This is a genomic window from Streptomyces sp. NPDC054866 (genome assembly GCF_053610745.1).
Genome location: NZ_JBSGZA010000003.1, coordinates 161,479 through 184,418, shown reverse-complemented (window position 1 = coordinate 184,418; position 22,940 = coordinate 161,479). Strand labels below are relative to the sequence as shown.

The 22,940-nt window shown below is 68.6% G+C and carries 20 protein-coding genes; 3 read left to right on the top strand and 17 right to left on the bottom strand.

Annotated features, from left to right (window positions below; translation table 11 throughout):
- Positions 1–135 precede the first annotated feature (135 nt).
- Genes nuoN through ACWGI2_RS16145 form a run of 14 tightly spaced genes read right to left on the bottom strand, consistent with a single transcriptional unit; the run spans position 136 to position 16,172 of the window.
- Complete coding sequence (gene nuoN, locus ACWGI2_RS16210) at positions 136–1,800, bottom strand: NADH-quinone oxidoreductase subunit NuoN (protein ID WP_453397498.1); 1,665 nt, start codon at positions 1,798–1,800, stop codon at positions 136–138.
- The gene (locus ACWGI2_RS16205; protein ID WP_453397499.1) at positions 1,797–3,368 is read right to left on the bottom strand and encodes an NADH-quinone oxidoreductase subunit M; all 1,572 of its coding nucleotides are present in this window, start codon (positions 3,366–3,368) and stop codon (positions 1,797–1,799) included. The genes nuoN and ACWGI2_RS16205 overlap by 4 nt, the downstream gene beginning before the upstream one ends.
- A gap of 5 nt (positions 3,369–3,373) precedes the next feature.
- Positions 3,374–5,269, bottom strand: a complete 1,896-nt coding sequence (gene nuoL / locus ACWGI2_RS16200) for an NADH-quinone oxidoreductase subunit L (protein ID WP_453695946.1) — start codon at positions 5,267–5,269, stop codon at positions 3,374–3,376.
- Positions 5,270–5,283: 14 nt separating this feature from the next.
- Positions 5,284–5,583, bottom strand: coding sequence for an NADH-quinone oxidoreductase subunit NuoK (nuoK, locus tag ACWGI2_RS16195; protein ID WP_016640174.1), 300 nt, complete (start codon positions 5,581–5,583; stop codon positions 5,284–5,286).
- The gene (locus ACWGI2_RS16190) at positions 5,580–6,395 is read right to left on the bottom strand and encodes an NADH-quinone oxidoreductase subunit J (protein ID WP_453695945.1); all 816 of its coding nucleotides are present in this window, start codon (positions 6,393–6,395) and stop codon (positions 5,580–5,582) included. Before ACWGI2_RS16190 ends, nuoK begins: the two co-directional genes overlap by 4 nt.
- A complete protein-coding gene (gene nuoI / locus ACWGI2_RS16185) occupies positions 6,392–7,066 on the bottom strand; it encodes an NADH-quinone oxidoreductase subunit NuoI (protein WP_453695944.1) in 675 nt (224 codons plus the stop codon). Before nuoI ends, ACWGI2_RS16190 begins: the two co-directional genes overlap by 4 nt.
- Positions 7,059–8,441 (bottom strand): NADH-quinone oxidoreductase subunit NuoH, encoded by a 1,383-nt coding sequence (gene nuoH / locus ACWGI2_RS16180; RefSeq protein WP_453397502.1) that lies wholly within the window; start codon positions 8,439–8,441, stop codon positions 7,059–7,061. The genes nuoI and nuoH overlap by 8 nt, the downstream gene beginning before the upstream one ends.
- Complete coding sequence (locus tag ACWGI2_RS16175; RefSeq protein ID WP_453695942.1) at positions 8,441–10,954, bottom strand: NADH-quinone oxidoreductase subunit G; 2,514 nt, start codon at positions 10,952–10,954, stop codon at positions 8,441–8,443. The genes nuoH and ACWGI2_RS16175 overlap by 1 nt, the downstream gene beginning before the upstream one ends.
- Positions 10,951–12,312 carry an NADH-quinone oxidoreductase subunit NuoF gene (gene nuoF / locus ACWGI2_RS16170; RefSeq protein ID WP_160506586.1) on the bottom strand — a complete coding sequence of 454 codons (1,362 nt, stop codon included), beginning with the start codon at positions 12,310–12,312 and terminating at the stop codon, positions 10,951–10,953. Before nuoF ends, ACWGI2_RS16175 begins: the two co-directional genes overlap by 4 nt.
- A complete protein-coding gene (gene nuoE / locus ACWGI2_RS16165; RefSeq protein ID WP_453696743.1) occupies positions 12,312–13,118 on the bottom strand; it encodes an NADH-quinone oxidoreductase subunit NuoE in 807 nt (268 codons plus the stop codon). The genes nuoF and nuoE overlap by 1 nt, the downstream gene beginning before the upstream one ends.
- A 41-nt stretch (positions 13,119–13,159) precedes the next feature.
- A complete protein-coding gene (locus ACWGI2_RS16160) occupies positions 13,160–14,494 on the bottom strand; it encodes an NADH-quinone oxidoreductase subunit D (protein WP_453695940.1) in 1,335 nt (444 codons plus the stop codon).
- Positions 14,494–15,240 carry an NADH-quinone oxidoreductase subunit C gene (locus ACWGI2_RS16155; RefSeq protein ID WP_453397506.1) on the bottom strand — a complete coding sequence of 249 codons (747 nt, stop codon included), beginning with the start codon at positions 15,238–15,240 and terminating at the stop codon, positions 14,494–14,496. The genes ACWGI2_RS16160 and ACWGI2_RS16155 overlap by 1 nt, the downstream gene beginning before the upstream one ends.
- Positions 15,237–15,791: a NuoB/complex I 20 kDa subunit family protein gene (locus ACWGI2_RS16150; protein WP_160506582.1), complete on the bottom strand. Its 555-nt coding sequence runs from the start codon at positions 15,789–15,791 to the stop codon at positions 15,237–15,239. The genes ACWGI2_RS16155 and ACWGI2_RS16150 overlap by 4 nt, the downstream gene beginning before the upstream one ends.
- A gap of 21 nt (positions 15,792–15,812) precedes the next feature.
- Complete coding sequence (locus ACWGI2_RS16145) at positions 15,813–16,172, bottom strand: NADH-quinone oxidoreductase subunit A (RefSeq protein WP_003992243.1); 360 nt, start codon at positions 16,170–16,172, stop codon at positions 15,813–15,815.
- A gap of 891 nt (positions 16,173–17,063) precedes the next feature.
- Between ACWGI2_RS16145 and ACWGI2_RS16140 the strand changes: the two genes are divergently transcribed.
- Positions 17,064–17,879 (top strand): C40 family peptidase, encoded by an 816-nt coding sequence (locus ACWGI2_RS16140; RefSeq protein ID WP_453397507.1) that lies wholly within the window; start codon positions 17,064–17,066, stop codon positions 17,877–17,879.
- Between the two features lie 86 nt (positions 17,880–17,965).
- On the opposite strand, the gene ACWGI2_RS16135 is transcribed toward ACWGI2_RS16140, so the two are convergent.
- Both ACWGI2_RS16135 and ACWGI2_RS16130 read right to left on the bottom strand, forming a co-directional pair.
- The gene (locus ACWGI2_RS16135; protein WP_453397508.1) at positions 17,966–18,292 is read right to left on the bottom strand and encodes a putative quinol monooxygenase; all 327 of its coding nucleotides are present in this window, start codon (positions 18,290–18,292) and stop codon (positions 17,966–17,968) included.
- Between the two features lie 49 nt (positions 18,293–18,341).
- Complete coding sequence (locus ACWGI2_RS16130; protein ID WP_453397509.1) at positions 18,342–19,631, bottom strand: geranylgeranyl reductase family protein; 1,290 nt, start codon at positions 19,629–19,631, stop codon at positions 18,342–18,344.
- 97 nt (positions 19,632–19,728) lie between these two features.
- Between ACWGI2_RS16130 and ACWGI2_RS16125 the strand changes: the two genes are divergently transcribed.
- Together ACWGI2_RS16125 and ACWGI2_RS16120 are read left to right on the top strand one after the other, a co-directional pair.
- A complete protein-coding gene (locus tag ACWGI2_RS16125) occupies positions 19,729–20,256 on the top strand; it encodes a GNAT family N-acetyltransferase (RefSeq protein WP_453695938.1) in 528 nt (175 codons plus the stop codon).
- A 38-nt stretch (positions 20,257–20,294) separates the two neighbouring features.
- On the top strand, positions 20,295–20,633 hold the full coding sequence (locus tag ACWGI2_RS16120; RefSeq protein WP_453695937.1) for a PASTA domain-containing protein: 339 nt from the start codon (positions 20,295–20,297) through the stop codon (positions 20,631–20,633).
- A 43-nt stretch (positions 20,634–20,676) separates the two neighbouring features.
- Here ACWGI2_RS16120 and ACWGI2_RS16115 read toward each other — a convergent pair whose 3' ends face one another.
- The gene (locus ACWGI2_RS16115) at positions 20,677–22,911 is read right to left on the bottom strand and encodes a hypothetical protein (RefSeq protein ID WP_453696792.1); all 2,235 of its coding nucleotides are present in this window, start codon (positions 22,909–22,911) and stop codon (positions 20,677–20,679) included.
- Positions 22,912–22,940 lie beyond the last annotated feature (29 nt).

Sequence of the window (22,940 nt, the reverse complement as noted above, 5' to 3'; positions counted from 1 at the left end):
GCGTCGCGCTTCGACCACTGCCTCCACGATAGGGCTCCCCACCGACACCCCTCACAGTTATCCACAGGCCGCCGCCCGGCACCCTTGTCGGACGGGGTGCCGGGCGGCGGCGAGTAGAACAGATCGACGAACCAGCTACCGGACGAAGACCCCCGCCTGGTTCGCCAGATCCAGGAAGTACTGCGGGGCCACGCCAAGGACCAGCGTCACCGCGACGCCCACGCCGATCGCCGTCATGGTCAGCGGCGAGGGCACGGCGACGGTCGGGCCGTCCGCCTTCGGCTCGCTGAAGAACATGAGCACGATCACGCGGATGTAGAAGAACGCGGCGATCGCGGACGAGATCACACCGACCACGACAAGGGCACCGGCGCCGCCCTCCGCCGCCGCCTTGAACACCGCGAACTTTCCGGAGAACCCGGAGGTCAGCGGAATGCCGGCGAAGGCGAGCAGGAACACCGCGAAGACGGCGGCGACCAGTGGCGAGCGCCGCCCGAGCCCCGCCCACTTCGACAGGTGCGTGGCCTCGCCGCCCGCGTCCCGCACCAGCGTGACCACCGCGAACGCGCCGATCGTCACGAAGGAGTAGGCCCCCAGATAGAAGAGGACCGACGAGATGCCGTCCGGTGTCATGGCGATGACACCAGCGAGGATGAAGCCCGCGTGGGCGATCGAGGAGTACGCGAGGAGCCGCTTGATGTCGGTCTGCGTGATCGCGACGATCGCGCCGGCCAGCATCGTGAGGATCACGACGCCCCACATCACGGGCCGCCAGTCCCAGCGGAGGCCCGGCAGGACCACGTAGAGGAGCCGGAGCAGCGCGCCGAAGGCGGCCACCTTCGTCGCCGCGGCCATGAAGCCGGTGACCGGGGTGGGCGCGCCCTCGTACACGTCCGGGGTCCACATGTGGAACGGCACCGCGCCGACCTTGAAGAGCAGACCCATGACGATCATCGCGGCGCCGATCAGGAGCAGCGCGTCGTTGCCCATCGTGTCGGCGAGCGCCGGGTTGACCTCCTGGACGCTGCCGTCGATGACCTTGGCGATCGTGCCGTACGACACCGAGCCCGCGTACCCGTAGAGGAGGGCGATCCCGAAGAGCAGGAACGCCGAGGAGAACGAGCCGAGCAGGAAGTACTTGACGGCGGCTTCCTGCGACATCAGGCGCTTGCGGCGGGCGAGCGCGCACAGGAGATAGAGCGGCAGCGAGAAGACCTCAAGGGCGATGAAGAGCGTCAGGAGGTCGTTCGCCGACGGGAAGACGAGCATCCCGCCGATCGCGAAGAGCGCCAGCGGGAACACCTCGGTGGTGGTGAACCCGGCTTTCGTGGCGGCCTTTTCGCCCTCGCTGCCCGGCGTCGATCCGGCCTGCGCGGCGAACGAGTCCACCCGCTTGCCGTGCGCCACCGGGTCGAGCCGCCGCTCGGCGAAGGTGAAGATCGCGACGAGGCCCGCCAGGAGGATCGTGCCCTGGAGGAAGAGCGCGGGTCCGTCGACCGCGATCGCCCCCATCGCCGCGATCTTGGCCTTCGTCGTGCCGTACCCGGTGGCGGCGAGCCCGACCACCGCGGCGAAGGCCGCGGTGAGGGCGACGACCGCCACGAACACCTGCGCGTAATAACGGGATTTGCGCGGTACGAAGGCCTCGATGAGGATCCCGAGGACCGCCGCGCCGATGACGATCAACGTCGGTGACAGCTGCCCGTACTCGATCGTGGGAGTGTCGATCTTGTCGATCTGATCCTGGGGCGCCGCGGCCGACGCCATTGTCCACAGGCTGTGGACGGCTGATGCGCTCACTTGGCCGCCTCCACGTCGGGCTTCGGGTCCTTCTGCTGTACGTCGGACATGGTGTGCTTGACCGCCGGGTTCACCAGGTCGGTGAGCGGCTTCGGGTAGACACCGAGGCCGATCAGGAGCGCGATCAGCGGTGCGACGACCACGAGTTCACGCGCCCGCAGGTCCGGCATGGCCGAGACCTCCGGCTTCACCGGGCCCGTCATCGTCCGCTGGTAGAGGACGAGGGTGTAGAGCGCGGCGAGCACGATGCCGATGGTGGCGATGATCCCGACCACCGGATAACGCGCGAACGCGCCCACCAGGACCAGGAATTCACTCACGAACGGCGCGAGACCCGGCAGCGAGAGCGTCGCGAGACCGCCGATCAGGAAGGTGCCCGCGAGCACCGGGGCGACCTTCTGCACTCCTCCGTAGTCCGCGATGAGCCGCGAGCCGCGCCGCGAGATGAGGAAGCCGGCCACCAGCATCAGGGCGGCGGTCGAGATCCCGTGGTTGACCATGTAGAGCGTCGCGCCGGACTGGCCCTGCGAGGTCATCGCGAAGATGCCGAGAATGATGAACCCGAAGTGCGAGATCGACGCGTACGCCACCAGGCGCTTGATGTCGCGCTGGCCGACCGCGAGCAGCGCCCCGTAGATGATGCTGATCAGCGCGAGCACGAGGATGACCGGCGTCGCCCACTTGCTCGCCTCGGGGAAGAGCCCGAGGCAGAAGCGCAGCATCGCGAAGGTGCCGACCTTGTCGACGACCGCCGTGATCAGTACGGCGACCGGGGCCGTGGCCTCGCCCATCGCGTTCGGCAGCCAGGTGTGCAGCGGCCACAGCGGCGCCTTCACCGCGAAGGCGAAGAAGAAGCCGAGGAACAGCCACCGCTCGGTACTGGTCGCCATCTCCAGGGTGCCGTTGGCCCGCGCCTCGGTGATCTCCTGGAGCGAGAAGTTCCCCGCCACCACGTAGAGCCCGATGACCGCGGCCAGCATGATGAGGCCGCCGACCAGGTTGTAGAGGAGGAACTTCACGGCCGCGTACGAGCGTTGCGCCGAGGCGTTCTCGTCCGTGCCCGCGTGGGCGCGGTCCCCGAAGCCGCCGATGAGGAAGTACATCGGGATGAGCATGGCTTCGAAGAAGATGTAGAAGAGGAAGACGTCGGTGGCCTCGAAGGAGAGGATCACCATCGCCTCGACGGCCAGGATCAGGGCGAAGAAGCCCTGAGTCGGCCGCCAGCGCGAGGACTTCGTCTCCAGGGGGTCGGCGTCGTGCCAGCCCGCCAGGATGATGAAGGGGATCAGCAGGGCGGTGAGCGCGATGAGGGCGACACCGATGCCGTCCACGCCGAGTTCGTACCGCACCCCGAACTCCGCGATCCACGAGCGGGACTCGGTGAGTTGATAGCGGGCCCCGTCGGGGTCGAACCGCACGAGCACGGTCACGGCGAGCGCGAGCGTGGCGAGCGACACGAGCAGCGCGAGCCACTTGGCGGCGGTGCGCCGGGCGGCCGGGACGGCCGCCGTGACGATCGCGCCGACCGCGGGCAGGGCCGCCGTCGCTGTCAGCAGAGGAAAGGACATCGGTATCAGACCGCCCTCATCAGCAGGGTCGCGGCGATGAGTACCGCAACGCCGCCGAACATCGAGACCGCGTAGGAGCGGGCATAGCCGTTCTGCATCTTGCGCAGCCGTCCGGAGAACCCGCCGACCGAGGCCGCCGTGCCGTTGACGACTCCGTCGACCAGGGTGTGGTCGACGTAGACCAGGGAGCGGGTGAGGTGCTCTCCGCCGCGGACCAGGACGACGTGGTTGAAGTCGTCCTGGAGGAGATCGCGCCGGGCGGCCCGGGTGAGCAGCGAACCGCGCGGGGCGGTGACCGGGACGGGACGGCGGCCGTACTGGACGTAGGCGAGGCCCACACCGATGATCAGGACCACCATGGTGGCGCCCGTGACCGTGGCGGCGCTCAGCGGAGAGTCGCCGTGGTCGTGGTGGGTGACCGGCTCGAGCCAGTGCATGAAGCGGTCGCCGATGCTGAAGAAGCCACCCGCGAAGACCGACCCGAAGGCGAGCACGATCATGGGGATCGTCATGGACCTGGGCGACTCGTGCGGGTGCGGCTCATGGCCGTCCGCATCCGGCTGCCAGCGCTTCTCACCGAAGAAGGTCATGATCATTACGCGTGTCATGTAGAACGCGGTGATCGCGGCGCCGAGCAGCGCGACCGAGCCGAGGATCCAGCCCTCCGTGCCGCCCTTGGCGAACGCCGCCTCGATGATCTTGTCCTTGGAGAAGAAGCCGGACAGACCGGGGAAGCCGATGATCGCCAGATAGCCGAGACCGAAGGTCACGAAGGTGACCGGCATGTACTTCCTGAGGCCGCCGTACTTCCTCATGTCGACCTCGTCGTTCATGCCGTGCATGACCGAACCGGCCCCGAGGAAGAGCCCGGCCTTGAAGAAGCCGTGCGTCACCAGGTGCATGATCGCGAAGACGTAGCCGATGGGGCCGAGGCCCGCGGCCAGGATCATGTACCCGATCTGGGACATCGTCGACCCGGCGAGCGCCTTCTTGATGTCGTCCTTCGCGCAACCGACGATCGCACCGAAGAGCAGCGTGACCGCGCCCACGACGGTGACGACCAACTGCGCGTCCGGGGCGCCGTTGAAGATCGCTCCGGAGCGCACGATCAAGTACACGCCCGCGGTCACCATCGTCGCCGCGTGGATCAGGGCCGAGACCGGGGTCGGGCCCTCCATCGCGTCACCGAGCCAGGACTGCAGCGGCACCTGGGCCGACTTGCCGCACGCCGCGAGCAGCAGCATCAGGCCGATGGCCGTCAGCTTGCCCTCCGACGTCTCACCCGTGGCCTCCAGGACAGGCCCGAAGGCGAACGTCCCGAAGGTGGTGAACATCAGCATGATGGCGATCGAAAGGCCCATGTCGCCGACCCTGTTGACCAGGAAGGCCTTCTTCGCGGCGGTGGCCGCGCTGGGCTTGTGCTGCCAGAAGCCGATCAGGAGGTACGAGGCGAGGCCCACGCCCTCCCATCCGACGTACAAGAGCAGGTAGTTGTCGGCGAGGACCAGGATGAGCATCGCCGCGAGGAACAGGTTCAGATAGCCGAAGAAGCGGCGGCGCCGCTCGTCGTGCTCCATGTACCCGATGGAGTAGATGTGGATCAGGGTGCCCACACCGGTGATCAGCATGACGAACGTCATCGACAGCTGGTCCAGCTGGAAGGCGACGTCCGCCTGGAAATCCTCCACGGGAATCCAGCTGAACACGTGCTGCGACAGGGAGCGCTCATCGGCGCCCTTGCCCAGCATGTCGGCGAAGAGCACGACGCCGACGACGAAGGATGCGGCCGCGAGCAGCGTGCCGAGCCAGTGGCCCACACGGTCCAACCGCCGCCCGCCGCACAGCAGTACGGCCGCTCCGAGCAGAGGCGCCGCTACGAGCAGCGCGATCAGGTTCTCCACTTTTCAGCGACCCCTTACAGCTTCATCAGGCTGGCGTCGTCGACCGAGGCCGAGTGACGGGAGCGGAACAGCGACACGATGATCGCGAGGCCGACCACGACTTCCGCCGCGGCGACGACCATCGTGAAGAAGGCGATGATCTGGCCGTCGAGATTGCCGTGCAGCCGGGAGAAGGCGACGAAGGCGAGGTTGCACGCGTTGAGCATCAGCTCGATACACATGAACACCACGATCGCGTTCCGCCTGATCAGCACGCCGGTGGCGCCGATCGCGAACAACAGCGCCGCGAGATACAGGTAGTTGACCGGATTCACTTCGACGCCTCCTCGGACTTGGGCGACCGCTCGAGACGCTCCGTGGAGCGCTGTTCGAGGGCCCGCAGGTCGTCGAGCGCCTCGTCCGACACATCGCGGATCTGGCCGCGCTCACGCAGCGTCTTGTTGACCGTGAGCTCGGATGGGGTGCCGTCGGGGAGCAGGCCCGCGATGTCCACGGCGTTGTGCCGGGCGTAGACACCGGGGGCGGGCAGCGGCGGCAGGTGCTTGCCGCGCACGCGCTCCTCGGACATCTCGCGCTGCGTCTTGGCGCGCTCCGTGCGCTCGCGGTGGGTGAGCACCATCGCGCCGACGGTGGCGGTGATGAGCAGCGCGCCGGTGATCTCGAACGCGAAGACGTACTTCGTGAAGATGATCTCGGCGATGCCCTCCACGTTGCCGCCAGCGTTCGCCTTGCTCAGTCCGGCGAATTCGTTCACCGAGGCGTTCCCGATGCCCGCGAAGAGCAGGATGGCGAAGCCGAAGCCACAGAGGCCGGCCAGCCAGCGCTGCCCCTTGATGGTCTCCTTCAGGGAGTCGGCGGCGGTGACACCGACGAGCATGACCACGAAGAGGAAGAGCATCATGATCGCGCCCGTATAGACGACGACCTGGACGATGCCCAGGAAGTACGCGCCGTTGGCGAGGTAGAAGACCGCCAGGATGATCATGGTGCCGGCGAGACAGAGCGCGCTGTGCACGGCCTTCTTCATGAGGATCGTGCACAGGGCGCCGATCACGGCGACCGTGCCGAGCACCCAGAACTGGACGGCCTCACCGGTGGACGTGGTGTAGGCGGCGAGCTGCGTCATCGGTTGATCACCTTCCCCGACGCGGGCTCGTCTTCCCCGAAGGTGGAGGCGGCCTCCTGGGGCGTCTCCCCCTTGGAGAGGGCCACTTGGGGCACCGTGCCGGGCGCGGCCTCCGTCACCAGACCGCGGTAGTAGTCCTGCTCGTCCGTGCCCGGGAAGATCGAGTGCGGTGACTCGACCATGCCTTCCTCCAGGCCCGCGAGCAGCTGCTCCTTGGTGAAGATGAGCTTCTCGCGGCTGCTGTCGGCCAGCTCGAACTCGTTCGTCATCGTCAACGCGCGCGTGGGGCACGCCTCGATGCACAGACCGCACAGGATGCAGCGGGCGTAGTTGATCTGGTAGACGCGGCCGTACCGCTCGCCCGGGGAGTAGCGCTCCTCCTCGGTGTTGTCCGCGCCCTCCACATAGATCGCGTCCGCGGGGCAGGCCCAGGCGCAGAGCTCACAGCCGATGCACTTCTCCAGGCCGTCCGGATGGCGGTTGAGCTGGTGCCTGCCGTGGAAGCGGGGAGCGGTGGTCTTCTCCTGCTCCGGATACTGCTCGGTCAGCCGCTTCTTGAACATGGCCTTGAAGGTCACGCCGAAGCCTGCGACGGGGTTCTGGAACCCCTGCTTCGATTGGTTCGACTCGTGGTGTGGCTCGCGGTGCGGCTCTTTCTTCGACTCAGCCATCGGACGCCTCCTTTCCGTCACTTCGGGTTCCGTCACTTTGAGTATCCGGCCCACCACTGACAATCAACTCCCGCTCCTGGCGCGGGCGTCGTCGCGGTACGGGCGGCAGGCTCTGTCCGGGCAGCGGCGGGACCGGGAATCCGCCCGCCATCGGGTCGAAGGCGACCGGCTCCGCGCTCTCGGATCGTGCCGCCACTTCCTTCTCGCGCTTGTCGCGGAAGATGTCGACGACGACGGAGAGCAACAGGAGCGCGATGACTCCGCCGCCCACATAGAGCGCGATCGAGGTGAAGTCGTACTCCTCGTTCCGCATCGCCCTGACCGTCGCCACGAGCATCAGCCAGACGACCGAGACCGGGATCAGGACCTTCCAGCCGAGCTTCATCAGCTGGTCGTAGCGGACGCGTGGCAGCGTGCCGCGCAGCCAGATGAAGAAGAACAGCAGCAGCTGGACCTTGATCACGAACCAGAGCATCGGCCACCAGCCGTGGTTCGCGCCCTCCCAGAAGGTGCTGATGGGATACGGGGCCCGCCAGCCGCCCAGGAAGAGGGTGACCGAGACCGCCGAGACGGTGACCATGTTGACGTACTCGGCGAGCATGAACAGCGCGAACTTGATCGACGAGTACTCGGTGTTGAAGCCGCCGACCAGGTCGCCCTCGGACTCCGGCATGTCGAACGGGGCGCGGTTGGTCTCACCGATCATCGTCACGATGTAGATCAGGAACGAGACCGGGAGCAGCAGGACGTACCACCGGTCGGCCTGCGCCTCCACGATCGCCGAGGTCGACATCGACCCGGAGTAGAGGAACACCGAGGCGAACGCGGCGCCCATCGCGATCTCGTACGAGATCATCTGCGCGCAGGAGCGAAGACCGCCGAGGAGCGGATAGGTGGATCCGGAACTCCAACCCGCGAGGACGATGCCGTAGATGCCGACCGAGGCGACCGCGAGGATGTAGAGCATCGCGATCGGCAGGTCGGTGAGCTGCATCGTCGTGCGCTGGCCGAAGATCGAGATTTCGTTGCCCGCGGGGCCGAAAGGGATCACCGCGATGGCCATGAAGGCCGGGATGGCCGCGACGATCGGCGCGAGGACGTAGACCACCTTGTCCGCGCGCTTGACGATCACGTCTTCCTTGAGCATCAGCTTGATGCCGTCCGCGAGGGACTGCAGCATGCCCCAGGGGCCGTGCCGGTTCGGGCCGATGCGCAGCTGCATCCAGGCGACGACCTTGCGCTCCCACACGATGGAGAAGAGCACCGTCACCATCAGGAACGCGAAGCAGAAGACCGCCTTGACGGCGACGAGCCACCACGGGTCACGGCCGAACATGGACAGGTCTTCCGCCGCAAGCGGCACCATGTGGTGCATCACGACGTCACCTCCGGGGCCTCAGAGGGCTCCGGCAGGAGCGCCGGGCCGATGCGGACGAGGTCGCCGGGGCGCGCACCGGTGTCGGAAGTGACGCCTCCCCCGGTCGAGTTCAGCGGCAGCCACACCACGCGGTCGGGCATCTCGGTGACCACAAGGGGCAGTTCCGTGGCCCCCGCCGTGCCGGTGACGGCAAGGACGTCGCCGTCCTTGACGCCGGCCTCGGCGGCGGTGGCCGCGGAGAGCCTGGCGACCGCGGCGTGCCGCGTACCGGCCAGTGCCTCGTCGCCCTCCTGGAGGCGGCCCTGGTCGAGCAGCAGCCGGTGCCCCGCGAGAACGGCCTCTCCGGAGGCGGGCCTCGGCGGCTGAGCTGCCGTCTCCACGGGGTCGGTGGCGTGCGTGCCCGCCCAGCCGCCGAGCCGGTCGAGCTCGCGCCGGGCCGTCGCCAGGTCGGGCAGCCCCAGGTGTACGTCCCCCGCGTCGGCCAGCATGTGCAGCACGCGCGCGTCCGTCGGGGCCAGCGTGCGCGTCATGTGGTCGGGCTTCAGCGCGGCGTCGAACATCCGCGCCCTGCCCTCCCAGTTGAGGAAGGTGCCGGGCTTCTCCGCGACCGCGGCCACGGGGAGTACGACGTCGGCGTGCTCGGTGACCTCACTGGGCCGCAGCTCCAGCGAGACCAGGAACCCGACCTCGGAGAGTGCTTCACGCGCGCGTGCCGGGTCGGGAAGGTCGGCGACCTCCACACCCGCGATCAGGAGCGCGCCCAGTTCGCCGGTCGCCGCGGCCTCGATGATCTGTCCGGTGTCACGGCCGTAGCGGTGCGGGAGTTCGGCGACGCGCCAGGCGGCCGCCACCTCGTCCCGCGCGCGCGGGTCGGTGGACGGACGCCCGCCGGGAAGCAGCGAGGGCAGCGCACCGGCCTCGATGGCACCGCGCTCCCCCGCCCGGCGCGGAATCCACACCAGCCGCGCACCGGTCGCGGACGCGGCCCGTACGGCTGCGGTGAGCCCGCCCGGCACGGCGGCAAGACGCTCGCCGACCAGGATCACCGCGCCCGAAGCATGCAGCGCCTCGGCCGCCTTGGCGCCGTCGCCCTCAAGTCCGGCCCCGCCCGCGAGGGCGTCGAGCCACTCCGTCTCGGTGCCGGGAGCCGCGGGCAGCAGCGTGCCGCCCGCCTTCTCCAGGCCACGGGTCTGGTGTGTGGCGAGGGAGAACGTCCGCTGGCCGTGCTTGCGCCAGGCCTTGCGAAGGCGCAGGAAGATCCCGGGCGCCTCCTCCTCGGCCTCGAAGCCGACGAGCAGGACCGCGGGCGCCTTCTCCACTTCCGCGTACGTGACTCCGGCGCCGTCTAGATCCCGGCCCCGGCCCGCGACCCGGGCGGCGAGGAAGTCGGCCTCCTCGCTGCTGTGCACGCGCGCGCGGAAGTCGATGTCGTTCGTGTCGAGCGCCACGCGCGCGTACTTGCTGTACGCGTAGGCGTCCTCGACGGTGAGACGACCACCGGTCAGCACGCCGGCCCGGCCGCGCGCGGCGGCGAGCCCGGTGGCCGCGGCTTCGAGGGCCTCGGGCCAACTGGCCTTCTCCAGCTCACCCGTCTCCGCGTTGCGCACCAGCGGCGTGGTGAGCCGGTCCGGCTTCTGCGCGTAACGGAAGCCGAAGCGCCCCTTGTCGCAGACCCACTCTTCGTTGACCTCGGGGTCGTCCTGCGCGAGGCGCCGCATGACCTTGCCGCGCCGGTGGTCGGTGCGGGTCGCGCAGCCGCCCGCGCAGTGCTCGCACACCGACGGCGACGACACCAGGTCGAAGGGACGCGAGCGGAAGCGATACGCCGCCGAGGTCAGCGCGCCGACCGGGCAGATCTGGATGGTGTTCCCGGAGAAGTACGACTCGAAGGGGTCGCCCTCGCCCGTGCCGACCTGCTGGAGCGCGCCGCGCTCGATCAGCTCGATCATCGGGTCGCCCGCGATCTGGTTCGAGAACCGGGTGCAGCGCGCGCACAGCACGCACCGCTCACGGTCGAGAAGCACCTGCGTGGAGATCGGCACCGGCTTCTCGAACGTCCGCTTCTTGCCCTCGAAGCGGGAGTCCGTGTCGCCGACCTGCATCGCCTGGTTCTGCAGGGGGCACTCGCCGCCCTTGTCGCAGACCGGGCAGTCCAGCGGGTGGTTGATCAGGAGCAGCTCCATCACACCGCGCTGGGCCTTCTCGGCGACCGGCGAGGACAGCTGCGACTTCACGACCATGCCGTCGGTGCAGGTGATGGTGCAGGAGGCCATCGGCTTGCGCTGGCCCTCCACCTCGACGATGCACTGCCGGCAGGCGCCCGCCGGGTCGAGCAGCGGGTGGTCGCAGAAGCGCGGGATCTCGATGCCGAGGAGCTCGGCGGCCCGGATCACCAGCGTCCCCTTCGGGACGCTGATCTCGATGCCGTCGATCGTCAGCGACACGAGGTCTTCCGGCGGAACCGCCGCCTCGCCCCCTCCGGAGGGAGCGCTGTTGGTGGTCACTGTCATGCGTTCACCTCCGAATGTGCGGAGGGCCTGTCGGCCCAGAGAGTCGACTTGGCCGGGTCGAAGGGGCAGCCCTTGCCGGTGATGTGCTGCTCGTACTCCTCGCGGAAGTACTTGAGCGAGGAGAAGATCGGCGACGCGGCGCCGTCACCGAGAGCGCAGAAGGACTTGCCGTTGATGTTGTCGGCGATGTCGTTCAGCTTGTCGAGGTCGGACATGACGCCCTTGCCGGCCTCGATGTCACGGAGCAACTGCACCAGCCAGTACGTCCCTTCGCGGCAGGGCGTGCACTTGCCGCAGGACTCGTGGGCGTAGAACTCGGTCCAGCGCGTGACCGCCCGCACCACGCACGTCGTCTCGTCGAAGCACTGCAGGGCCTTCGTGCCGAGCATCGACCCGGCGGCGCCCACGCCCTCGTAGTCCAGCGGGACGTCGAGGTGCTCGTCGGTGAACATCGGCGTCGAAGACCCGCCCGGCGTCCAGAACTTGAGCCGGTGTCCTGCCCGCATCCCGCCGCTCATGTCGAGCAGCTGGCGCAGGGTGATGCCGAGCGGGGCCTCGTACTGGCCGGGGCTCGTGACGTGGCCGCTCAGCGAATAGAGCGTGAAGCCGGGGGACTTCTCGCTCCCCATCGACTTGAACCAGTCTTTTCCGCGATTCAGGATCGCGGGAACCGACGCGATGGACTCGACGTTATTGACAACAGTGGGGCATGCGTAGAGGCCCGCGACGGCAGGGAAAGGGGGACGCAGTCGCGGCTGGCCACGGCGGCCTTCGAGCGAGTCGAGCAGCGCGGTCTCCTCACCACAGATGTACGCGCCCGCGCCCGCGTGCACGGTGAGTTCGAGGTCGAGTCCGCTGCCCAGGATGTTCTCGCCCAGGAATCCCGCCTCTTTCGCCTCACGCACGGCCTCGTGCAACCGCCTGAGCACGGGGACGACTTCACCGCGCAGGTAGATGAAGGCATGCGACGAGCGGATCGCGTAACAGGCGATCACAATGCCCTCGATGAGGCTATGCGGATTGGCGAAGAGGAGCGGGATGTCCTTGCAGGTCCCCGGCTCCGATTCGTCGGCGTTGACAACTAGATAGTGCGGCTTTCCATCTCCCTGCGGAATGAACTGCCATTTCATTCCGGTGGGGAATCCCGCGCCACCCCGCCCGCGCAGACCGGAGTCCTTCACGTACGCGATGAGGTCGTCCGGCGCCATGGCCAGGGCCTTGCGGAGGCCTTCGTACCCCTCGTGCCGCCGGTAGGTGTCCAGCGTCCAGGACTTCTCCTCGTCCCAGAACGCCGAAAGCACCGGTGCGAGCAGTTTCTCCGGGCTCGTCTCGTGGTCGATCTCGGCTGCCAAGGTCATCACTCCCCCTCCTCGGCGGTGGGTCCGGCCGGGTGGGCCGGGTCGGATGCCGAGGTCTCCTGCGGTGCGTCGTGCGAGCTGAGGTGCTCGGCAGGCGCCTCGTCCTGCGGACCGCCGGTGCGTGGGTGGACCACCCTGGGCTGCGGCAACTCGCCCTTGGCGAGGCGCAGTCCGATCAGCGAGGCCGGGCCCGCGCCGCCGCTCGCCTCGACGGCGCCGGCACGCTCGTCCGGGAAGCCCGCCAGAATCCGGGCCGTCTCCTTGTACGTGCACAAGGGGGCGCCACGGGTCGGCTCGACCTGCACGCCCGCGCGGAGGTCGTCGACGAGCCGCTTGGCGGTCTCGGGAGTCTGGTTGTCGAAGAACTCCCAGTTGACCATCACGACGGGAGCGAAGTCGCAGGCCGCGTTGCACTCGATGTGCTCCAGCGTGACCTTGCCGTCCTCCGTGGTGCCTTCGTTGCCGACGCCCAGGTGCTCCTGGAGCGACTCGAAGATCGCGTCGCCGCCCATGACGGCGCAGAGCGTGTTCGTACAGACGCCGACCTGGTAGTCACCGGAGGGCTTGCGCCGGTACATCGTGTAGAAGGTCGCGACCGCGGTGACCTCGGCGGTGGTCAGGCCGAGCACCTCCGCGCAGAAGGCCATTCCCGTGCGCGTGACGTGGCCCTCCTCCGACTGCACCAGGTGCAGCAGCGGGAGCAGCGCGGACCGCGAGTCCGGGTAGCGGGAGATGACCTCCTTGGCGTCCGCGTCGAGCCTGGCCCGTACGTCGGCCGGGTAGTCGGGGGCGGGGAGTTGGGGCATGCCGAGGCTGACGCCCGCGCCCTGCTGGGAAGGGGTGGTGGTCACCGGTCGACGCCTCCCATCACGGGGTCGATGGACGCGACGGCGACGATGACGTCAGCGACCTGGCCGCCCTCGCACATCGCCGCCATGGCCTGGAGGTTGGTGAAGGACGGGTCGCGGAAGTGGACCCGGTAGGGGCGGGTGCCGCCGTCGGATACGACATGCACCCCGAGCTCGCCCTTGGGCGATTCGACCGCGGTGTACGCCTGCCCGGCCGGGACCCTGAAGCCCTCGGTCACCAGCTTGAAGTGGTGGATCAGGGCCTCCATGGAGGTGCCCATGATCTTCTTGATGTGATCGAGCGAGTTGCCCAATCCGTCCGGGCCGAGCGCCAATTGCGCGGGCCAGGCGATCTTCTTGTCGCCGACCATGACCGGGCCCGGCTCCAGGCGGTCCAGGCACTGCTCGACGATGCGCAGCGACTGGCGCATCTCCTCCAGGCGGATCAGGAAGCGTCCGTAGGAGTCGCAGGTGTCGGCGGTCGGCACGTCGAACTCGTAGTTCTCGTAGCCGCAGTAGGGCTGCGACTTGCGCAGGTCGTGCGGCAGACCGGCCGAGCGCAGGACGGGCCCCGTGGCGCCGAGTGCCATGCAGCCCGCGAGGTCGAGATAGCCGACGTCCTGCATACGGGCCTTGAAGATGGGGTTCCCGGTGGCGAGCTTGTCGTACTCGCCGAGGTTCTTCTGCATCTTCTTCACGAACTCGCGGATCTGGTCCACCGCGCCCGGGGGCAGGTCCTGGGCGAGTCCGCCGGGCCGGATGTACGCGTGGTTCATGCGCAGGCCGGTGATCAGCTCGAAGATGTCGAGAACGAGTTCACGATCGCGGAAGCCGTAGATCATGATCGTCGTCGCGCCCAGCTCCATGCCGCCGGTGGCGATGCACACCAGGTGCGAGGAGAGCCGGTTGAGCTCCATCAGGAGCACGCGGATGATCGACGCGCGGTCCGGGATCTGGTCCTCGATGCCGAGGAGCTTCTCGACCCCGAGGCAGTACGCCGCCTCGTTGAAGAACGGCGTCAGATAGTCCATGCGCGTGACGAACGTCGTGCCCTGCGTCCAGGTGCGGTATTCGAGGTTCTTCTCGATGCCCGTGTGCAGATAGCCGATGCCGCAGCGGGCCTCGGAGACGGTCTCGCCCTCGATCTCCAGGATGAGCCGGAGCACACCATGGGTGGAGGGGTGCTGCGGCCCCATGTTGACGATGATGCGCTCGTCGTCGGACCGGGCCGCGGACTGGACGACCTCGTCCCAGTCGCCGCCGGTGACTGTATATACAGTCCCCTCGGTCGTCTCACGGGCAGAAGCGTGGGAAGTTCCCTGAGTGGCAGACATCAGCTGTACGACCTCCGCTGGTCCGGAGCCGGGATCTGGGCGCCCTTGTACTCGACGGGGATGCCGCCGAGGGGGTAGTCCTTGCGCTGCGGGAAGCCCTGCCAGTCGTCCGGCATCATGATCCGCGTAAGGGCTGGGTGACCGTCGAAGATCAGGCCGAAGAAGTCGTACGTCTCGCGCTCGTGCCAGTCGTTGGTCGGATAGACCGCGACCAGCGAGGGGACGTGGGGATCGGCGTCAGGGGCACTGACTTCGAGCCGGATCAGGCGGTTGTGGGTGATCGAGCGCAGGTGGTAGACGGCGTGCAGCTCGCGGCCCTTGTCCTCCAGGAAGTGCACCCCCGAGACGCCCGTGCAGAGCTCGAAGCGCAGGGCCGGGTCGTCGCGCAGGGTCTGGGCGACCCTGACGAGGTGCTCGCGCGCGATGTGGAAGGTCAGCTCGTCACGGTCGACGACCGTCTTCTCGATCGCGTTCTCCGGAAGCAGCCCCTGCTCTTCCAGGGCGCCTTCCAGCTCGTCCGCGACTTCGTCGAACCAGCCGCCGTACGGGCGCGCGGAGGCACCCGGCAGGGTGACCGTCCGCACGAGCCCGCCGTAACCGGACGTGTCGCCGCCGTTGTTGGCGCCGAACATGCCCTTGCGGACGCCGATGACCTTGCCTGCCTCGTCGCGGGGGGCGGGAACGCCGTTGCCGTTCGCGCTCCCGTTCGCGTTCCCGTTTCGGTGCTCGTCGTGCGCGTCGCTCACCGCAGCAGCCCCTTCATCTCGATGGTGGGGAGCGCCTTGAGGGCCGCTTCCTCCGCCTCGCGGGCCGCTTCCTCGGCGTTGACCCCGAGCTTTCCGCCCTGGATCTTCTGGTGGAGCTTGAGGATGGCGTCCATCAGCATCTCGGGCCGCGGCGGACAGCCGGGCAAATAGATGTCAACAGGGACAATGTGATCCACACCCTGCACAATCGCGTAATTGTTGAACATCCCGCCCGATGAAGCGCAAACCCCCATGGAAATGACCCACTTGGGGTTGGGCATCTGGTCATAGACCTGCCGCAGGACCGGCGCCATCTTCTGGCTCACACGCCCGGCCACGATCATCAGGTCGGCCTGGCGCGGTGAACCGCGGAAGACCTCCATGCCGAAGCGGGCCAGGTCATAACGCCCGGCCCCCGTCGTCATCATCTCGATGGCGCAGCACGCGAGGCCGAAGGTCGCGGGGAAGACGGATGACTTGCGCACCCAGCCCGCGGCTTGTTCGACGGTGGTCAGCAGAAAACCGCTCGGCAGTTTCTCTTCGAGTCCCATGCTCTTTGGCCCCTCAGACCTTTAGTCCCATTCCAGGCCGCCGCGCCGCCATACGTACGCGTACGCGACGAAGACGGTGAGCACGAAGAGCAGCATCTCCACGAGCCCGAAAATCCCAAGGGCGTCGAAGGTGACGGCCCAGGGGTAAAGGAAGACGATCTCGATGTCGAAGACGATGAAGAGCATCGCCGTCAGGTAGTACTTGATCGGGAATCGCCCGCCGCCGGCCGGAGTCGGCGTCGGCTCGATACCGCACTCATACGCCTCGAGCTTGGCGCGGTTGTACCGCTTTGGACCGATAAGCGTGGCCATGACCACGGAGAAGATCGCAAAGCCTGCCCCGAGGGCTCCCAGCACGAGGATGGGCGCATAGGCGTTCACGCTCCTCGCTCCTCTCAGTCGGCACTGACTGTTGGCGGTTGCATTGGACCGGGTCCCGCCCTCACGAAGATCGCTTACATGTGAAGCAGGTCACAAGCCCAACTGCCCCGCATCTTATGCCCGCCGGTCTGTGATCTGCGACACGGGGTGCGACAACGGCTTTGTGATCTCCACCACCTGACGAAGGATCATGAAGTCGGATGAGCGGTGATCTTCATACGCGAAGCGCCTGAGTGATCACCAGAGGTGACATCTCAGCGAGTTACCGCTGGTCGGGGAGGGGTCGCCCTATCAAGCGTCGCCCGCAGTAAGCAAATTGGCGCTGGACACGCTGGCTTGATAGTGGCGGCTCATTCACACTTTGGCGGGAGCGGTGTGGACGCGAGTGGACAACCGCGGACGCGTGCACCGATTCACGAGCGGCCGGAGCGACATCCACGCGAAGGCGGAGCGACATCCGCGACGAAGGCGGCATGAGGGTGAATCGGCACCCGTCCCACACCGGCCCGTCGTCGATCCACCGTCGATTCGCCGTCGATCCGTCACCGATCCCCCATACGGGCAACACCCCTGAATTCTTCGGGAGATCTCGGGAAGGTGTCGGCGGGATCTCGGAGAGATCCCCCGGGGCCACACCTGTGACCTGCGCCACATGCCAATGCGCGGCAAAGAAACCGGGCTTGGCCAACCGGCTCAACCGGTGGTAGACCACGGGCAATTCGGGCGTATCACGGAAAACCCATGATCACAGGCGTGATCACCGTTGTCCGCATTGCCCGTTACGGCGTCAATAAGAAGTGACACGCCCGGGATTCGCGGCCGTCACGAGCAACTGTGGCGCAGCCCACGTTTCTTGATGGGAACCCTGACTCCCTGATAGCGGTTGTTCTCATGTCCCACACCGCTCACATACCCAGCCACCGGAAGCCCCGTCGTAGCGCCTCGAAGATGGCCCTGCGCGCCGGAGTTGCCGGTGGCGTCCTCAGCACCCTGGCAGTGGCCGCGGCCGCTGGCACGGCGAACGCCGCCGAGCCGGTGACCGAGACCATCGAAATGCCCACGCTCACCGCGGACCTCTCCACGCAGATCGCGCAGTCCGCTGAAGTCACGCAGCAGACCGCCGACAGCTACGAGCTCCGCGCCGAGCAGGACGCGGCCGCCGTGAAGGCCGCCAAGCAGGCCAAGGAAGACCAGGCCGCCGCCGAGAAGAAGGCGGAGGCCAAGGCGAAGGCCGAGGCCGCCGCCAAGAAGAAGGCGGAGGAGGAGCGCGCCTCGCGTTCCGCCGAGCGCACGACGCTCAGCGCCGCCGGCGGCTCCAGCGCCTCGTCCGCCGATGTGGCCGCCCCGGCCAGCGGCAGCGTCGGCTCGGTCATCAGCTTCCTCAAGGCCCAGCTCGGTGACGCGTACGTCATGGGTGCCTCAGGACCCAACGCCTGGGACTGCTCCAGCCTCGTCCAGGCCGCGTTCAAGCAGGCGGGCGTGGACCTTCCGCGCGTCTCGCAGGACCAGTCGGTCGCCGGTACGCCGGTCTCGCTCGACAGCGTCCAGGTGGGCGACATCCTTTACTGGGGTGGCGCGGGCTCCGCGTACCACGTGGGTGTGTACATCGGTAACGGCCAGTACCTCGACGCCGCCAACCCCAGCAAGGGCGTTGTCATCCAGGATCTGTCGGGTTACCCGGCCGACGGCGCCGTGCGCGTCCTCTAAGGGCCCTCACAGCCACACACAGCCACACAGAAGGGCCGGGAACCCCAGCGGGGTTCCCGGCCCTTCTGTGCGCTTCTGGTGAAGGCTCAGCCCTTCGGGGAGAGCTCACCCATCTCGGACCAGCTGCTGCCCGGGATCTCGGTGTGGATGATCTCGGGCGTCGAGGCGATCAACTCGGACATCGTCTCCATGCCGGCCTTGAAGTGGTCGGAGCCGACGTGCGCCGCGCCCGCCTCCTGGGAGGCGAAGCCCTCCAGGAGGACGAACTGGTTGGGGTCGTCGACGCTGCGGGACCAGTCGTAGAAGAGGTTGCCCTCCTCCGCGCGCGTGGCCCGGGTGAACTCGGCGGTCCGCTCCAGCCAGCTGTCGGCGTACTCGGGGCGGACGGTGAACTTGACGGCGATGAAAATCATGCGACCAGCCTCGTACCACGCACCGGGTAAGGGCAAATCGGACAGGGATTCACGCCTTCGGGGCCACCTTGCTCAAGCCGTTGATGATGCGGTCCATCGCGTCGCCGCCCGTCGGGTCGGTGAGGTTGGCCAGCATCTTCAGGGTGAAGCGCATCAGCATCGGGTGCGTCAGACCGCGCTGCGTGGCGATCTTCATGACCTTCGGGTTGCCGATGAGCTTCACGAAGGCGCGGCCCAGCGTGTAGTAGCCGCCGTACGTGTCCTTGAGGACCTTCGGGTAGCGCTGGAGGGCGAGTTCGCGCTGGACGGGGGTGGCGCGGGCGTGCGCCTGGACGATGACGTCCGCCGCGATCTGCCCGGACTCCATGGCGTACGCGATGCCCTCGCCGTTGAAGGGGTTCACCATGCCGCCCGCGTCGCCCACCAGGAGCAGGCCCTTGGTGTAGTGCGGCTGGCGGTTGAAGGCCATGGGCAGGGCGGCGCCGCGGATCGGCATCGTCATGTTGTCCGGGGTGTAGCCCCACTCCTCCGGCATCGAGGCACACCAGGCCTTCAACACCTCGCGCCAGTCCAGCTCCTTGTAGGCGGAGGAGGAGTCGAGGATGCCGAGCCCCACGTTCGACGTGCCGTCGCCCATGCCGAACACCCAGCCGTATCCGGGCAGGAGCCGGTCCTCGGCGCCCCGGCGGTCCCACAGCTCAAGCCAGGACTCCAGGTAGTCGTCGTCGTGGCGCGGCGAGGTGAAGTACGTACGGACGGCGACGCCCATCGGGCGGTCCTCGCGGCGGTGCAGACCCATCGCGAGGGAGAGCCGCGTCGAGTTGCCGTCGGCGGCGACCACCAGCGGGGCGTGGAAGGTGACCGGGGTCTTCTCCTCGCCGAGCTTGGCGTGCACGCCGGTGATGCGGCCCGTGCGGTCGTCGACGATCGGGGCGCCGACGTTGCAGCGCTGGTACAGGCGGGCGCCCGCCTTCTGCGCCTGGTTCGCGAGCTGCTCGTCGAAGTCGTCGCGCTTACGGACCAGGCCGTAGTTCGGGTAGGCGGCGAGTTCCGGCCAATCCAGCTGGAGCCGGACGCCGCCCCCGATGATGCGCAGGCCCTTGTTCCGCAGCCAGCCCGCCTCCTCGGAGATGTCGATCCCCATGGACACGAGCTGCTTGGTGGCGCGCGGCGTCAGGCCGTCGCCGCAGACCTTTTCCCTTGGGAACGCGGTCTTCTCCAAGAGGAGTACGTCGAGTCCGGCCTTCGCCAGGTAGTAGGCGGTCGTGGAACCGGCTGGCCCGGCCCCGACGACGATCACATCAGCGGTGTGTTCGGTGAGGGGCTGGGGCTGGGTCACGGCGGGTTCTCCCCAAGGCTCGAAATCTGTGTGCCGACGGGCACGGGATATGGGCAGTCTATGCAGCGGTACTGATCCGTAAGCCGAAGGGCCACCCGTGACAAAGCAGGCACTGCCGACCGAGACCCCGCCCGCCGTACAACTGCGTGTTCCGACGCACGAGGACGCGTTCGTCTGGCACCGGCTCTTCGACGACCCGGACGTCATGGAGTTCTTCGGCAGCGGCGCGTCGGCCGAGCTCTCCGTGTACGAGGAGCTGACCGCCCGGCAGCGCAGACACGACGCCGAACTCGGCTTCTGCCTCTGGACGTTGCTCGACGCGGACGGTCAGCCCATCGGCTTCGCCGGGGCGCAGCCCTGGCCGCGCGACTGGGGGCCCACGGGCGAGATCGAGATCGGCTGGCGGCTCGGCCGGGCCGCCTGGGGGAAGGGGTACGCGACCGCCGCCGCGCAGGCCACCCTGGAGCGGGTGCGCGCGGCGGGCATACCGGACGTGGTGGCGATGGTGGACGCCCGTAACGCACGGTCCGTCGCGGTGACCCGGCGGCTCGGCATGGAGCTGGCCGAGACCTTCATGTCGCCGGTGACGAAGCGGGAGGCACACTGCTTCCGGCTCGCGCTGTAGCGGGTCTACCCTGCGGGTACCGCTGGGGGGTGACATCCGTGGCGAACACGCCCAGGACAGACGAAGTGCTCGTACCGCGGCTGATCGGTCTCATGGCCGTGGACGCGCGCGAGTCGGCGGCGAAGCACGGCGTGGAGCTCGCGGCGCCGGACCGCCCCGACTTCCACCTGGTCGTCCTCGATCACGTGGTCCGGCAGTACCCCGTCCCCGGCACGTGGATCCCGCGCGGCGCCGTCGTCACCGTCTGGTTCGAACTCGGCCCGGGCGAGGGCGAGGGCGGCGCGGGCGTACGCGAGCCGCGCCGCCCGGGGCCTCCGGACGGCGGGCTGCGGCGAGAGCTGGACGAGCCGGGGAACGAGGTCGGAGCCGTGCTGTAGCACCCTCAGGCAGCCGCCGGTGCCGCCGGTGCCGCCGGGCGCCTCAGCCGTTGAGCCGCCAGTGTTCGAGCGCGGTCCGGTGGACCTTCTCGCCCTCGCCGGCGGGCCAGAAGTCCGCGCGCCAGGACAGCAGGATGGCGTACTCGGTGCCGTTGTCCGCGACGTAACTCTGGTTCAGCGCATGGATCTCGCGGCCCGCCCTGTCGGTGTAGGTGTACTCCCAGATCGCGCCGCTGCGCCCCTGGAAGGTGTTCGGCTCAAGCCGGATCCGCTGATAGTCCGACTTCTTCGGGTCCTTCTTGGCGTCCTTCTCGATGGTCGTGAAGTTCTCGTACGAGGTGTACGGGGCGTTCGGGACCACGCCGACGATGAACCCCTCCGGGCCGGTCGACCCGGCGTACACGATCTGCCCCGGACGCTCCTCGCCCTGCCGGGTCCAGCCCTCGGGCACGGCGAACTCGAAGCCGCTCACGTCGGACACCAGGTCGGAGCCCGCCGGAAGTTCGGGCGCGTCGTCCATGGCGTCCGGGCTCGCGCTCGGGGCATCCGTGGGGGCCTCGTCCGTGGGGGTCTCATCCGTGGGGATGGCCGAGGGGGACGGCGAGGGCGGCTGCGTGGGGTCCTGGGACCGGCTGACGGCGGGCTTGTCGTCCTTGCCTCCCGCCTTGTCGGCCGCGCCGTCGTCGTTGTTGTTCTGCCAGAGCAGCACACCGGCCGCGATGCCGCTGCCGATGAGGAAGGCGGCGGCGAGGGTGCCGACCCAGAGGGCGGTGCGGCGGGGCTGGGACGCGGTGGGCTGCTGGCCCAGCTGGAAGGCGTGGGGGTCGTAGGCGGCGGGGGCGTAGGCGGGGTTCGCGGCTGGGTCGTAGGCGGGTTGGGGCGCGGGGGCAACTCCCGGCGCCGGCGCGTCGGTTGAGGCGGAGCCGACGAAACCGACGGCACTCTCGGTGGGCGCGTCGGCCACGGAGCCGGGAGCGCCCGGCGCACCTGCCAGGCCGCCCGGCATCGACGGAACCTGCGGCATCGGAGCCGCGCCGATCCCGGCCTGCTGCCCCGTCATCTGCCCCGTCAGCTGCCCCGGAACCTGCCCCGCCATCTGCAACAGGAACGGCGCGACGAGTGCGGCGGCGAAGACCCAGAGCAGCCCGAACAGCAGCGCGTCCGGCATGCTCACGCCCGCCTCGAAGCTGCCGTTGCCCGTGCCGCCCGCGCTGCCGCCTCCGCCGAACTCCGAAGAGGCGCTGCCGGTCGCGTCGACACTGAACCCGCCGACTCCGGCCAGGAGCAGGAAGAGCCCGAAGAAGACGCCGGCGGCGAGCAGTTGCTCCCCCCGGTGTGCGGAACGGCGCGCGGCCAGGATGCCGAGGACCAGCGCGCAGACGAGCCCGAGCGCCAACGCCCCCACGATCGCCCAGTCGTTGGTGACGTCCCCCAGCTCGGAGAGCCCGAAGGATTCACTCTGGTAGCCACCGCCGTACGCCGAACTGCTGCCTTCCACCGATGCCTTGAGCGGCGCGCCCCAGCCGAGCCCGAGGGCCGCGATGCCGAGGTTCGGCAGCATGAGCAGGGCGATGAGCAGCGGGGACACATCGGCGTCGTCGAGATCGGTGAGGCCTTCGAGGTCGTCGACCTGGGCGAGGCTGATGAACGCGACGACCGAGCAGAGGGCAAGCACGATCCCGAGCGCGCGCAACGCGGTACCGGTGGCGCGGAACGCCGCTTGCCAGCCGGGCCGCGCGGCCAGCCACTGGGCCAGGTCGTGGCGGTGCAGCACACCGCAGGTGACGGCGAGTCCGAGTACGAGCGCGCCGAGTGCGGCGAGCACCGGCGACGAGGAGAGCTCGACGCCCTCGATCTCGGGCTGCGCGAAGAGGCTGAGCACGAGGGTGCCCACGGTCACCAACAGCGTGACGCGCACAGCCGCTTCGAGCCCGGCCGTGCTGCCGCCGCCGTGGCCTCCCGAGCGCATCAGGACGCGGCTGCGCAGGATGCGTACGCCGATGAAGAGGGCCCCGATCCACAGGGCGGTGGCGGTGAGCGGAATGAGGTGCAGCGAGGCGCTGCCGTCGAAGGCGACGTCGACAGTGGAGCTCTCACCGCCGAAGAGGGACGACTGCTGCCGCTCGCTCCCCGAGATCTCGAAGCCGCCGCCGACTGCCTGGAGCAGCAGCGCGAGGGCGATCCGGAGCCGGTCGCCGAACCCTACGACGACGTCACCGTCGTCCTGCCCGTACGAGGGAATGGCCAGCGCGACGGCCGCGACGAGCACCAACCCCACGGGCCACAGGGCGGCTTGGGCGGCGCCCG

Bases quoted from the DNA above. Each gene is read 5' to 3' on its own strand.
- ACWGI2_RS16205 (WP_453397499.1), bottom strand. From the start codon at position 3,368: ATGTCCTTTCCTCTGCTGACAGCGACGGCGGCCCTGCCCGCGGTCGGC.
- ACWGI2_RS16190 (WP_453695945.1), bottom strand. From the start codon at position 6,395: ATGACGCAGCTCGCCGCCTACACCACGTCCACCGGTGAGGCCGTCCAG.
- nuoI (WP_453695944.1), bottom strand. From the start codon at position 7,066: ATGGCTGAGTCGAAGAAAGAGCCGCACCGCGAGCCACACCACGAGTCG.
- nuoH (WP_453397502.1), bottom strand. From the start codon at position 8,441: ATGCACCACATGGTGCCGCTTGCGGCGGAAGACCTGTCCATGTTCGGC.
- ACWGI2_RS16175 (WP_453695942.1), bottom strand. From the start codon at position 10,954: ATGACAGTGACCACCAACAGCGCTCCCTCCGGAGGGGGCGAGGCGGCG.
- nuoF (WP_160506586.1), bottom strand. From the start codon at position 12,312: ATGACCTTGGCAGCCGAGATCGACCACGAGACGAGCCCGGAGAAACTG.
- nuoE (WP_453696743.1), bottom strand. From the start codon at position 13,118: ATGCCCCAACTCCCCGCCCCCGACTACCCGGCCGACGTACGGGCCAGG.
- ACWGI2_RS16160 (WP_453695940.1), bottom strand. From the start codon at position 14,494: ATGTCTGCCACTCAGGGAACTTCCCACGCTTCTGCCCGTGAGACGACC.
- ACWGI2_RS16150 (WP_160506582.1), bottom strand. From the start codon at position 15,791: ATGGGACTCGAAGAGAAACTGCCGAGCGGTTTTCTGCTGACCACCGTC.
- ACWGI2_RS16140 (WP_453397507.1), top strand. From the start codon at position 17,064: ATGTCCCACACCGCTCACATACCCAGCCACCGGAAGCCCCGTCGTAGC.
- ACWGI2_RS16135 (WP_453397508.1), bottom strand. From the start codon at position 18,292: ATGATTTTCATCGCCGTCAAGTTCACCGTCCGCCCCGAGTACGCCGAC.